Here is a 12,515-nt window from a genome sequence, read left to right as displayed (position 1 = left end):
GGCGAATCACCGTGTTGGCTCCCTGCGCGAACCCGCTTTCGTGGGTACCTTCCGAGGTGAGGGCGCGCGTCCCATGCGGGTCCTCGCGGGAGGCCCTGGTCGTGGCGGTGATCGAGGGGGCGGCTCAGCCGCCCACGAGACGCTCGAGGGGGCCGGCACCCGGCCCTCGTGGCCGCGCCACCTGACTCACCGGTCAGGAGGAGTGGTCCAGCCAGGGAGGTGCCCGGCCCAGCGAGTGCGGGCGTGAGGTGCACACGCCCTCGAGGGAGATGCCGTCGTGACTGCGCAGCGTTTGCCCCGTAAGGCCTCTGGCCACTCTTCGACCGGTGCCGCTTCCGGCCCGGAGAAAGCCTCGACCTCGCCCGAATCCCAGCAGCACATGTACGTGCTCGACACGTCGGTCCTCCTTTCGGACCCGTGGGCGGTCACCCGCTTCGCCGAGCATGCCGTCGTGCTTCCGCTGGTCGTCATCAGTGAACTGGAGGCGAAGCGCCACCACCCGGAGCTCGGCTGGTTCGCCCGGGAATCCCTGCGCATGCTCGACGACCTGCGCCGGCAGTACGGCAGGCTCGACGCGCCGCTCCCCATCGGGGACCACGGCGGCACGCTGCAGGTGGAGCTGAACCACTCGGACCCGTCGGTGCTCCCGTCCGGGTTCCGGACCGACTCCAACGACCACCGCATCCTCGCCTGCGCGCTCAACCTCGCGGCGGAGAACCAGGCGGTCACGCTGGTGACGAAGGACATCCCGCTGCGGGTCAAGGCCGGGGCCGTCGGTCTCGAGGCGGACGAGTACCGCGCGCAGGAAGTGACGCCGTCGGGCTGGACCGGCATGGCGGACGTCGACGTCCAGCAGGAACTCCTCGACGCGCTGTTCGGCGGCAGCACCGTCGACCCCGTCGAATGGGGCATGGACGAGCTCGCCGGGCTGCCCTGCCACACCGGGCTGCGGCTGCTCGCGGGCAGCTCCAGCGCGCTGGGGCGGATCACCGCGGACAAGCGCATCCGGCTGGTCCGGGGCGACCGCGAGGCGTTCGGCCTGCACGGCCGCAGCGCCGAGCAGCGCGTCGCGCTCGACCTGCTGCTCGACTCCGACGTCGGCATCGTGTCGCTGGGCGGCCGGGCCGGCACCGGCAAGTCGGCGCTCGCGCTGTGCGCCGGCCTGGAGGCGGTGATGGAACGCCGTCAGCACCGCAAGGTCGTGGTGTTCCGGCCGGTCTACGCGGTCGGCGGCCAGGACCTCGGCTACCTGCCCGGGTCCGAGAGCGAGAAGATGCAGCCGTGGGCGCAGGCGGTGTTCGACACCCTCGGCGCGCTGGTCAGCCAGGACGTCCTCGACGAGGTCTTCGACCGCGGCATGCTCGAGGTGCTCCCGCTGACGCACATCCGCGGCCGCTCGCTGCACGACACGTTCGTCATCGTCGACGAGGCGCAGTCGCTGGAGCGCAACGTCCTGCTCACGGTGCTTTCGCGGCTCGGCACGGCATCGCGGGTGGTGCTCACGCATGACGTCGCCCAGCGTGACAACCTGCGCGTCGGACGGCACGACGGCGTCTCGGCGGTGATCGAGAAGCTGAAGGGTCACCCGCTGTTCGCGCACGTCACGCTGACGCGCTCGGAGCGGTCGCCGATCGCCGCCCTCGTCACCGAGATGCTGGAGGACCACGGCTGACCTGCACCCGGAGGTCCGGCAAACGTTTCCGCGTTTGCCGGGCTTCCGGTGAAAAACCCGCTCGGCCGCTATGCGGCCGATCCGGCGCTGGGCATAGTGAGCCGGATGGGGCCGGAAAATCTTTCTCGTCGTGAGCTTCTCGTCCGCAGTGGCGCAGCCGCTGCCGCGCTGACCGTGGCCGGGGCGGGGGTGGCCGAAGCCGAACCGGACGCCGGACCGGGCGGTGTGGTGCTGCGGCAGGGCACGAACATGTCCGCCGCGCTGTCCCCGGACGGCCGGTGGATCGCGGTCGACCTGGTCACCGGGATCTGGGTGCTGCCCGCCGCCGGCGGCCGCGCCCGGCGGCTCACCGACGACCTGCAGGACGCGACGCTCCCCAGCTGGTCGCCGGACGGCCGCCGGATCGCGTTCCAGTCCTACCGCGACGGCAACTTCCACCTCTACGTCATCGATGTCGCGGGTGGCCCGCCCCGCAAGCTCACCAGCGGGCGGTTCGACCACCGGGAGCCCGTGTTCTCCCCGGACGGCACCAAGCTCGCCTTCAGCAGCGACCGGGACGGCAGCTACGGCATCCACCTGCTCGACGTCGCCTCCGGAGCGATCAGCACCGTGGTGTCCACCGCCGACGAAGAGGCGTCGCCGCGGTGGTCGGCCGACGGTACGAAGCTCGTCTTCACCGTGAACGACACCGCCATCGACGTCGTCACCCTGGCCACCGGCGCCCGCTCGCGCCTGGTCACCGCGACCGGCACCGACAAGGTCTACGGCCCCGCGTTCGGTCCCGGCGGGCAGCCCAGCTACCTGCGGCTGCGCGGCGCCGACGCGGACCTCATGCTCGGTGACCAGCAGCTGACCAAGGGCGAGGACGTCTTCGGCTTCGCCGCGAACTGGTCCGGGTCCGCCGTGCTCTACACCGCCGACGGGCACATCCGGCGGCGCGAGGAATCCGGCGCCGTCAAGGACATTCCGTTCGAAGCGGGCGTGTCCACGGCACCACGGGACTACCGGAGGCGGGTCCGTGACCTCGACTCGGCCGCGCCGAAGCCCGTCCGGGGCATCGCCGGTCCGGTGGTGTCCCGGGACGGCAAGCGGATCGCGTTCCGGGCCCTCAACGCGATCTACGTCGTCGCGGCGGGCGGGGGCCGGCCGCAGCGGCTGATCGGCGACGGCTACTTCAACTCCGACCCGGACTTCCACCCGGACGGGACGAAGCTGCTCTACACCAGCGACCGGCTCGGCACCGCCGACCTGTGGCTGCACGACTTCGGCACCGGCCAGGACACCGTCCTCACCCAGCAGGCGGGCGCCCAGGTCGCGCCGCGGTGGTCGCCGGACGGCGGCCGGGTGGCGTACGCCGACCAGGACGGCGCCACGTGGATCTACGACGTGGCCACGGCCAAAGCCCAGCAGGTGACACCGCCGCTGTTCATGCCGGGCCGGCCCACCTGGTCGCCCGACGGGTCGGTCCTCGCGCTGGCCGCGGTGAAGCCGTACTCGCGGCGGTACCGCGAAGGCACCAGCCAGATCCTCACCGTCGGTCTGAAGACCGGCGAACTCCGCTACGCCGAGCCGATGCCGTTCCGTTCGCTCGCCACCCGCGGCGACGACGGTCCACTGTGGTCACCCGACGGCCGGTACCTCGCGTTCACGGTCGAAAGCGTGGCCTGGATCGCTCCCGTCGACGGCACCGGACGGCTGATCGGGGCGCCGAGGCAGGTCACCCACGACGTCACCGATTCCCTGGCCTGGCAAGGGAACGACACGCTCGTGTACCTGTCGAAGGGGCAGCTCAAGGCCCAGAAGATCGCCGGTGGCGAGCCGCGCACGATCCGGCTCGACTTCACGTGGGCCCGGCCGCGCCCACCGCGGCGGACCGTCATCCACGTCGGCGCGGCGTGGGACGGCGTCGCCCGGACGCTGAGGCGGGACGTCGACATCGTCGTCGACGGCGGCCGGATCGCCGACGTCCGGCCGCACCGGGACGCGCCCGGGACCGTCGACGCGCGCGACCTGACCGCCATGCCCGGGCTGATCGACATCCACAACCACTGGCACCTGCGCGGCCGGCAGTGGGGTGACCGGCAGGGCAGGCTGTGGCTGTCCTACGGCATCACCACGACCCGCTCGCCCGGCGACCCGGTGTACCAGATGCTGGAAACACGCGAGGCGCTGGAATCCGGAAACCGCGTCGGGCCAAGGTACTTCGGCACCGGCGAAGCCATCGACGGCTCCCGGATCTACTACAACTTCATGCGGCCGACGCTTTCGCCCGAGCAGCTGGACCTGGAGCTGTCCCGCGCGGTCGAGCTGGAGTACGACATGATCAAGACGTACGTCCGGCTTCCCGTGGCCTCCCAGCAGGCCGTAGTCCGGGCCGCACACCGGGCGGGGATCCCGCTGTCGTCGCACTACCTGTACCCGGCGGCGAACATCGGCATGGACGCGATGGAGCACACCGGGGCCACCAACCGGCTCGGGTACTCGCACACCGTCAGCCGGGTCGGCCGGTCGTACCAGGACGCGATCGCCCTGTTCGCCCGCTCGGGGATGTCGATCACGCCGACGTTGTTCACGTCCCGGGCGTTGTACGCGGACGACAAGTCGCTCGTGACCGACGAGCGCACCGAGGTCCTTTTCCCGCCGTGGGAGTACGCGCTGCTCAAGACCACGGCGGACACCGCAGGCAACCCGGAGAACGCCTACGTCCGCCAGGTCCTCGCCGGGAACGTCGACATGGTGCTGCGGATCCACCGGGCGGGCGGGTTCGTGGTCACCGGCACGGACTCCCCGCTGGACAACGTGGCCGTCTCCACCCACCAGAACCTGCGGGCCATGGTGACGTTCGGGTTCACGCCGTACGAGGCGCTCACCACGGCCACCCGCAACCCGGCGCGGTGGCTGGGGCTCGAGGACCGGATCGGGGTGCTCAAGCGAGGGGCGTACGCCGATCTGTCGCTCGTCAGCGGCAACCCCTTGCAGGACATCAAGGCGGCCGCGAACGTCCGCACTGTCATGGTCGGCGGGGTGCTGCGGACGGTCGGCGAGCTGCTGGCGCCCTACCGGAACCAGCCGGGCGCGCGGGCAGCCACCGAAGTGGTGCCCGCGGCGCGGTCGGCGGAGAAACAGCACTGGTGGCACGTTCCGGAGTGGTCCGAACACGTGTGCTGCGCGGGCTGAGTCACCAACCCGAAGGCAGCGGACGGCCTTCGGCGAAGCCGGCGGCCGACTGGACGCCCAGCAGCGCGCGCTCGTGGAACTCCTCCAGGGTCCGCGCACCGGCGTAGGTGCAGGACGAACGCACGCCGGAGCCGATCGAATCGAGGAGGTCCTCGACGCCCGGGCGCTGCGGGTCCAGCGACATCCGCGACGACGAGATGCCCTCCTCGAACAGCGCCTTCCGCGCGCGGTCGAACGAGTTGTCCGTCCGCGTCCGCGCGCCCACCGCACGCTTCGACGCCATGCCGAACGACTCCTTGTAGGGCCGTCCCTGCTCGTCGAACCGCAGGTCGCCGGGGGATTCGTAGGTGCCGGCGAACCACGAGCCGACCATCGCCGCGGACGCGCCCGCGGCCAGCGCCAGCGCGACGTCGCGCGGGTGGCGGATCCCGCCGTCGGCCCAGACGTGCTTGCCCAGCTCGCGCGCGGCGGCCGCGCAGTCGGCGACCGCGGAGAACTGCGGGCGGCCCACGCCGGTCATCATCCGGGTGGTGCACATCGCGCCCGGCCCGACGCCGACCTTGACGACGTCGGCGCCGGCCTGGATCAGGTCGCGCGTGCCCTCGGCGGTCACGACGTTCCCGGCGACCACCGGGACCTGCGGCGACACCGACCGGACGGCCTTCAGCGCGGCGATCATCTTCTCCTGGTGCCCGTGCGCGGTGTCGACGACCAGCACGTCGACGCCCGCTTTCAGGACCGCGTCGGCCTTCGCCGCGACGTCGCCGTTGACCCCGATCGCGGCCGCGACCCGCAGCTTGCCCGCGTCGTCGACGGCCGGGGTGTAGATCTCCGCGCGCAGAGCCCCGACGGCGGTCAGGACGCCCGCGAGCCGGCCGTCGGCGTCGAGGCCGAGCGCCAGGTGAGCGCCGTGGCTGGTCAGCAGCTCGAACACCTCGCGCGCCGGCGTCGTGAGCGGGACCGCGACGCTCGCCGGCTGCGCGACGTCGGCGAGACGCGCGAAGCGGTCGACGCCCGCGCAGGCCGCTTCGTCGACGATGCCGACCGGGCGGCCTTCGCCGTCCACGACGACGACAGCGCCGTGAGCGCGCTTGTGGACCAGGTTGAGGGCGTCGGCGACCGCGTCGCCGCCGGTCAGCACCAGCGGCGTGTCCCAGACCGTGTGGCGGCTCTTCACCCAGGTGACGATCTCGGCGACGGCGTCGGGATCGACGTCCTGCGGGAGCACGACCAGCCCGCCGCGGCGGGCGACGGTCTCGGCCATCCGGCGGCCGGCGACCGCGGTCATGTTCGCGACCACGATCGGGATGGTGGCGCCGGTGCCGTCCGCGGTGGAGAGGTCGACGTCGAAGCGGGACTCCACGTCCGAACGGTTCGGCAGCAGGAACACGTCGTCGTAGGTCAGGTCGTGGGCGGGCCGGTGGCCGTCGAGGAAACGCACGAGTCACCAGACTACCTGCCGGGCCCGTGGCAGGATCTGAGGGTATGAGCCGCCGCGACCGGGATGCCGAAGGACGGGCACGCAACGCACGGCCGCGCGACGGCCTCGGCCGGCCGTTGCCGTACGGCTCCGACGGCGTCGAGCGCCAGCCGGAGGGGGTCGTGCGGACCCCGGCGCAAACGCTTGCGGAGGCCCAGCGGCTGCTCGACGACGGCAAGCCGTTCCACGCGCACGAGGTCTTCGAGGACGCTTGGAAGACCACCGACGGCCCGGATCGCGAACTCTGGCGCGGCCTCGCGCAGCTGGCCGTCGGCCTGACGCACGCCGCTCGCGGCAACAACGTCGGCGCGGTGTCGCTGCTGGAGCGGGGCGCGGCGAACATCGAGCCGTTCCGGAGCGACCCGCCGCACGGCATCGACGTCGGCGGCCTGCAGGAGTGGGCGCTCACGCTGGCGGAAGAAGCCAAGCAGCGGGTCCGGGTGTCGCCGAGCGCACCGCGGCTGACGTGCTGACGGCGCTCGGTGCCGCGGTCATCGCGGCGATCGCGTCCCTGGTCGGCGTCACGCTGGGCGCGCTGGTCGAACCGCTGAAACTCAACGCCGCCCGGCGCGCGAAGGTGCGCCAGGACCGGGCCGACCGCTGCGGCAGGTACATCGAGGCCGCCGCCCGGGCGCGGCAGCACCTCGTCAGCATCAACGTCAGCTACCGCCAAAAGGCCGACGAGCGGGTCTCGGCGTACGAAGACGACTACTACACGGCGCGCGCGGAGATGCGGTCCCTGCTCGGGCTCCTGGTGATGAGCGGGCCGGACGAACTGGTCGACGCGGCCAAGGACGTGCGGCGGAAGGACATGGACCTGCACCACGTGCGGCACGCGCCGGACGACGACGGCGTGTTCACCCGGGTCGTGCTGCCGACGGCCGTCCGGGACGCCGTGGTCGCGCTGGACCGGTCGATCGAGGAGTTCGCCCTCGTCGCCCGGAAGCACACCTCCTGACGGGGCACTTTCACGGGAAAGTGCCCCGTTCCTAGGGCTGGTCCCAGCCGGCCGAAGCGGCCTTCTCGGCGGCGATCGTCGTGCCTTCGCCGTGTCCGGTGTGGACCTTCGTGGTGTCCGGGAGCGTGAACAGCTTCTCGCGGATGGACTGCACGATGGTCGGATAGTCCGAATAGGACCGTCCGGTGGCGCCGGGGCCGCCGTGGAAGAGCGTGTCGCCGGTGAACAGCACGCCGAGCTCCCCGGCGTACAGGCAGACCGCGCCGGGCGCGTGCCCCGGCGTGTGGATCACGCGGAGTTCCGTGCCCGCGACCGTGAGCGCCTGGCCGTCCTTCAGCTCGCCGTCCGGCGCGCGGTCCGGGTGGGTCTGGTCCCAGAGGACGCGGTCGTCCGGGTGCAGCAGGATCGGCGCGCCGGTGGCCGCGGCGAGCTGTGGCGCGGCGTTGACGTGGTCGTTGTGCGCGTGCGTGCAGACGATCGCGAGCAGCTTCCGCTCGCCCACGACGTTCTCGATCGCCTTCGCGTCGTGGGCCGCGTCGATGACGATCACTTCGGCGTCGTCGCCCACGACCCACACGTTGTTGTCGACGTCCCAGCTGCCGCCGTCGAGCCGGAAGACGCCGGAGGTCACCAGGTTCTGCACGATCGCCGTCATGCGCCCGACCCTAGTGGGCGAACCGGCGGTCGTACAGGAAGGCGCCGGCGCCGAGCGCGGTGAAGAAGAGCCCGATGAAGACGCAGTTCAGCGCCACCTGGCCGTAGCCGAGGGCGGCCGCGTCGACGAACGGGTACGGGTAGAAACCGGTGAGCGCGCCGCGGGGGAGCGTGAACGCGAGCCACGTCAGCGGGTAGGCCAGCGACCACCAGACGGTGCGCCACGTGAAGGCCACGCGCGGGCCGGCCAGGAGCCAGCCGAGCACGAACAGGATCGGCGTCACCTTGTGCAGCATCGTGTCGGCGAAGAACGCGAGACCGTGCAGGTCGTGCAGGCCGGCGAGGGCGACCTGGTAGACGATGCCGGTCACGATGATGCCGGCCAGCGCGTCGAGCCAGAGCACCCGGAACAGCACGCCCCGCGCCGCGCCGAAGGCCACCAGCGCCGACGTCGCGATGACCAGCAGGTTCGAGTCGATCGTGAAGAAGCAGAACAGGTTCGCCACCCGGCCCGCGACCGTCGTGAAGCGGCCGCCGGTGTCGCCCGCGGTGACGATCACCTGGACGACCAGGCCGGTCAGGGCGACCAGTGCGGTGACCGCGAACCAGGCGCGGGTGAGCTTCGGACTGTGCATCCACCGACAATACCGGTCGGTAACTCCATTGTGGACTACCCGATCGGTTCTCGGCGGGCTGGGGCTGCCCAGCGCGTGGACAGCCCCGAGGGGGTGCTACGCCGCGAGGAGCGTGTCCCGGAGTGCGACGAACGCCTCGTACTCCGCCTTCTGCTCGACCGGCAGCTGGTAGGCGGCGGCCAGGAGCTTCGTCACGGACGGGATGATGCTGAGCCGGAACGTCCGGCCGTCGGTCGTCTTGATCACGAACCGGCCCTGCAGGTCGCGCTTCTTCACCGACGCCCGGTTGGCGTCGTTGATCGTCAGCGGCGAGCCCGCCGTGACGGTGCCGTTCTTCTCCTCGAGCGGGACGAGGACGAGGTCGGTCTGCCCGGGCTTGAAGCCCAGCGCGAAGTTCGCGACCGACGTGGTGCGGAAGACCAGGTAGTTCTTCTGCCTGATTTCCGCGGCGTACACCTTGGTGTAGCTCGCCCCGTCGGCGACGACCGAATCGAAAGCGGCGTGGATCGCCGCCTTCATCTGTTCCTTGCTGACCACTTCTGGCTCCTCCGTGACCGCTCGGGAAGTGAGCGGGATCGCTTGCGAGGAGCGCACTCTAGGGATCGCCGAAGCCCGGCCGGGTCGGGAAAAATGTCGCCATTTCGGCACGGCTTCGCCGCGGAGGTGACGTTCGAACGGTCGAACGTCACCTCCGTGGCCGGACGAGTCAGCGCAGCGCTTTCACCAGCGCCGGGACGAACACCGAGGCGTCGACCGTGCCCCAGCCGGTGGCGATGTCGAAGCCCTTCGCCGCGGTGAAGCCGACGACGCCGTCCTGGCTGTTGTCGCCCTCGGTGACGTCGACGATCCCCGCCTTCGTGCCCGCCGGGCCCAGCTTCTCGTACAGCGCCGGGTTGATCTGGCCGAGCTTGCCGTGCTTGGCCTGCACCGCGAGCGCGAGCACGCCGGCGAACAGCGGCGCGGACTGCGACGTGCCGAAGACGCCTTCCATGCTGATGTCCGGGAACGAGCGCATCTTGCTGCCGGTGATCTTCTTGACGCCGTCCTGCCAGTTCGGCCGCGCGTACGTCTTCGACAGCCCGGCGCCCTCCGCGAACCCGTTGTCGGCGACGTTCACGACGTCGTCCGGCTTGGTGCGGTTGCCGTTCGCGTCGAGGTGCAGCTGGGTGCCGCCGAGCGTCGTCACGCGCGGGTCGGACGCCGGCCAGCTCGCGACGCGGTACGGGTAGTTGCCCGGGCCGTAGAGGTACCCGCCGGTCGGGCCGTCGTCGCCGGAGGACGCGACCATCGTGATCCCGGCCTTGCTCGCGCGGTCCAGCGCCGGGTCGAGCGTCTTGATCGAGTCGAACGACGGGAAGTTCTCCTCGGTCGTGCCGAAGCTCATCGAGATGACGTCGACCAGCTTGTGCTCGGTCATGTAGTCGACGGCGTGCATCATCTCGGGCAGGCCGGTGAAGCCCTGCGTCTCCGCGACCGGCGTCGCCGCGACGATGATCTTCGCGTTCGGCGCCATGGCGTGCATCATCGTGACGTCGAGGTCGGTCTCGCCGCCCCAGCCCTGGCAGGTCGCGGTGTCGACACCGGGAGCGGTGCACGCGGGCACCGGCCCGGACGGCTGGATCACCTCGAGGTTCGCCGGCGGCAGGCCGTGGTTCTTCGAGTAGGTGTCCAGGACCTGCTTGACCTTGTCGTCGCCGAAGGACACCAGCGTCGCGACGGTGCTGCCCGCGCCGGTGATCCCGGCGTTCCACAGCTTCGTCGCGTTGTAGGCGGTGCTTTCCTTCGGCAGCGACGCCATCGCCGCTTCCAGTTTGGCGACGCGCTTCTCCACGGTGTCGGCACCGGCGAACGATCGCGCGGCCGCCGAGAAGTGGTGCTTCGACGGCTGGTGCCCGGCGCCCGGCGTGCTCGGCACGGGCGTGGCGGACGCCGGGACGGCGAACGCCGTCACGAGCAGGGTGGTGCTCGCGAGCAGGCCCGCGGTGGCGCGCAATCTCATGCTGGTTCTCCCCTGGCTGCCGGAAATTCCGTCAGCCACTCTGTCGAGGACGGGGAGCGGGCAACATCGACTTTCGTCTTTCCTTTTGCGGGGAAAGCACCACCGACGTACGAGATGTCGTGATCGAGACTTTGGTAGCTCTTTCCGGGGCCGCGACGGGCATCTGGCGTGACTGCGGGGGCATCACGCGTGATTGGAAGGGCATCACACGTGATTGGAGGGTCGGCTCGCGTACTTGGAGGGTCGGTTCGCGTGCCTGGAGGGGCGGGTCAGGGGTCTTCCGGGCGGTCGCCGTGGAGGAGGCCGCGGACCGTGTCGATCGTGTCCGCGTCCGCCGGGTCCTTGTCCGGGCGGTAGCGGACCACGCGGGCGAAGCGCAGCGCAAGGCCGCCGGGGTAGCGCGTCGAAACCTGGGCGCTGTCCAGCTCGATCTCCACCACCACCTCGGGGCGGACGTAGACCGTCCAGTCGTCGCGGCGGGTCTCGATCTCCTGGAACTTCTCCGTCTGCCAGGCGAGCAGCTCGTCGGTCATGCCCTTGAACGTCTTGCCCACCATGATCGGCGGGCCGCCGTCCGGGTCGCGGGCGCCCAGGTGCAGGTTCGACAGCGTGCCCGTGCGCCGCCCGTGGCCCCACTCCGCCGCGAGCACCACCAGGTCGATCGTGTGCACCGGCTTGACCTTCAGCCACGCCCGCCCGCGCCGCCCGGCCGCGTACGGCGACGCCAGGTCCTTGACCATCACCCCTTCGTGGCCCGCTTTCATCGCCGCCTCCAGGACCGAAGAAGCCCGCGAAGTGCCGATCTCACCGGGGATCACGTGCGCCCCGGCGACCTTGCGCAGCGCCGCGTTGCGCTCCGACAGCGGCGCGTCCAGCAGGTCGACGCCGTCGAGGTGCAGGCAGTCGAAGAAGTACGGCCGCAGCAGCAGCGCCTTCACCTGCTCCTCCCGCGTGCTGCCGAACCGGCTCATCGTGTCCTGGAACGGCCGCGGCCGCCCGGCGTCGGTCAGCGCGAGGGTTTCGCCGTCCAGCACCACCGACTCGCACGGCAGCGCCCGCACGAGTTCGACCAGCTCGGCGACGCTGCCGGTGATCTCCCGCAGCGTGCGCGTCCACACGCGCACCTCGTCGCCCTGGCGGTGCACCTGGATCCGCGCACCATCCATTTTGTACTCGACGATCGCCTCCGCGTGCTCGGCGACGGCTTCGTCGAGCGACTCCGCCGGCGACGCCAGCATCGGCTTGATCGGCGTGCCGAGGGTGAGCCGGAACTCCGCCAGCGCCGCCTGCCCGCCGGTCATCGCCGCGACGCCGGTGACGCCCAGCTTCCCGGACAGCATGAAGGCCCGCCGTACGTCCCCGGCCGGGACTTCGGCCGCCGCCGCGATGGCGTCGACCATCACGCCTTCCAGCGCGCCCTGCCGCAGCTCGCCGGTGACCAGCCGGAACATGAACTGCTGCTCGTCCTTCGTCAGCCGCTCGAACAGCGCTCGCAGGACTTCCTGCCGCCGGGTCGCGGAGCCGGTGCCCGCCGCCACGCCGGCCGCCGCGGTCAGGGCCGCGTCCACCTCCAGCACCGAGGCCACCGGTCCGGCGGCGGAACCGGCGCCCAGCCCGGCCAGGGTGCGCCAGCCCGCCCCCAGCCTGTCCTGCGCGGTCTGCCCGGTCAGGTACGCGATCACCGTGGGCAGCTCGGCGATCTCCGCCGCGCGCAGCACCGCGGCCAGGAGGGCGATCTTCGCCTTCCTGGACCTGGTCGCCGCCAGCTCGGCGGACGCGCGGACCAACTCGCTCAGCAACACCCCGACATCATGACCCGCACCACCGACAATTTCAGGACGCGAAGGTCCGTGAAGGCCTCCTTACCGGCCATAAGAGCCGGTAAGGAGGCCTTCACGGCCGGCCAGCAAGCCGAGCGCGCGCTCACTTCCGGACCCTGG

10 protein-coding genes are annotated in these 12,515 nt (G+C 71.3%); 4 read left to right on the top strand and 6 right to left on the bottom strand.

Annotation, left to right across the window (positions count from 1 at the left end; translation table 11 throughout):
* Window positions 1-379: 379 nt before the first annotated feature.
* Window positions 380-1,672, top strand: a complete 1,293-nt coding sequence (locus AB0G28_RS38555) for a PhoH family protein (RefSeq protein ID WP_361101299.1) — start codon at window positions 380-382, stop codon at window positions 1,670-1,672.
* A gap of 105 nt (window positions 1,673-1,777) precedes the next feature.
* Complete coding sequence (locus tag AB0G28_RS38550; RefSeq protein WP_361101296.1) at window positions 1,778-4,849, top strand: amidohydrolase family protein; 3,072 nt, start codon at window positions 1,778-1,780, stop codon at window positions 4,847-4,849.
* A 1-nt stretch (window position 4,850) separates the two neighbouring features.
* On the opposite strand, the gene AB0G28_RS38545 is transcribed toward AB0G28_RS38550, so the two are convergent.
* Window positions 4,851-6,290, bottom strand: a complete 1,440-nt coding sequence (locus tag AB0G28_RS38545; RefSeq protein WP_361101293.1) for a GuaB1 family IMP dehydrogenase-related protein — start codon at window positions 6,288-6,290, stop codon at window positions 4,851-4,853.
* 44 nt (window positions 6,291-6,334) lie between these two features.
* Between AB0G28_RS38545 and AB0G28_RS38540 the strand changes: the two genes are divergently transcribed.
* Together AB0G28_RS38540 and AB0G28_RS38535 are read left to right on the top strand one after the other, a co-directional pair.
* Window positions 6,335-6,802: a DUF309 domain-containing protein gene (locus AB0G28_RS38540; protein WP_361101290.1), complete on the top strand. Its 468-nt coding sequence runs from the start codon at window positions 6,335-6,337 to the stop codon at window positions 6,800-6,802.
* Entirely contained in the window at window positions 6,796-7,287 is a 492-nt protein-coding gene (locus AB0G28_RS38535) for a hypothetical protein (RefSeq protein WP_361101287.1), read from the top strand. The genes AB0G28_RS38540 and AB0G28_RS38535 overlap by 7 nt, the downstream gene beginning before the upstream one ends.
* A 31-nt stretch (window positions 7,288-7,318) precedes the next feature.
* On the opposite strand, the gene AB0G28_RS38530 is transcribed toward AB0G28_RS38535, so the two are convergent.
* The 5 genes from AB0G28_RS38530 to AB0G28_RS38510 form a co-directional block, all read right to left on the bottom strand.
* Window positions 7,319-7,942, bottom strand: a complete 624-nt coding sequence (locus AB0G28_RS38530) for an MBL fold metallo-hydrolase (RefSeq protein WP_361101284.1) — start codon at window positions 7,940-7,942, stop codon at window positions 7,319-7,321.
* 10 nt (window positions 7,943-7,952) lie between these two features.
* Entirely contained in the window at window positions 7,953-8,576 is a 624-nt protein-coding gene (locus AB0G28_RS38525; RefSeq protein ID WP_361101281.1) for a Pr6Pr family membrane protein, read from the bottom strand.
* Window positions 8,577-8,672: 96 nt separating this feature from the next.
* Window positions 8,673-9,113, bottom strand: coding sequence for a hypothetical protein (locus tag AB0G28_RS38520; RefSeq protein WP_361101278.1), 441 nt, complete (start codon window positions 9,111-9,113; stop codon window positions 8,673-8,675).
* Window positions 9,114-9,282: 169 nt separating this feature from the next.
* Window positions 9,283-10,575, bottom strand: a complete 1,293-nt coding sequence (locus AB0G28_RS38515; RefSeq protein ID WP_361101275.1) for a S53 family peptidase — start codon at window positions 10,573-10,575, stop codon at window positions 9,283-9,285.
* A gap of 269 nt (window positions 10,576-10,844) precedes the next feature.
* Window positions 10,845-12,377 carry an ATP-dependent DNA ligase gene (locus AB0G28_RS38510; RefSeq protein ID WP_361101272.1) on the bottom strand — a complete coding sequence of 511 codons (1,533 nt, stop codon included), beginning with the start codon at window positions 12,375-12,377 and terminating at the stop codon, window positions 10,845-10,847.
* Window positions 12,378-12,515 lie beyond the last annotated feature (138 nt).

The sequence above is a fragment of the Amycolatopsis sp. NPDC021455 genome, assembly GCF_040640995.1.
Classification (GTDB): Bacteria; Actinomycetota; Actinomycetes; order Mycobacteriales; family Pseudonocardiaceae; genus Amycolatopsis.
The sequence above is the reverse complement of the archived record's forward strand: the minus strand, read 5'-3'. Positions and strand labels throughout refer to the sequence as shown.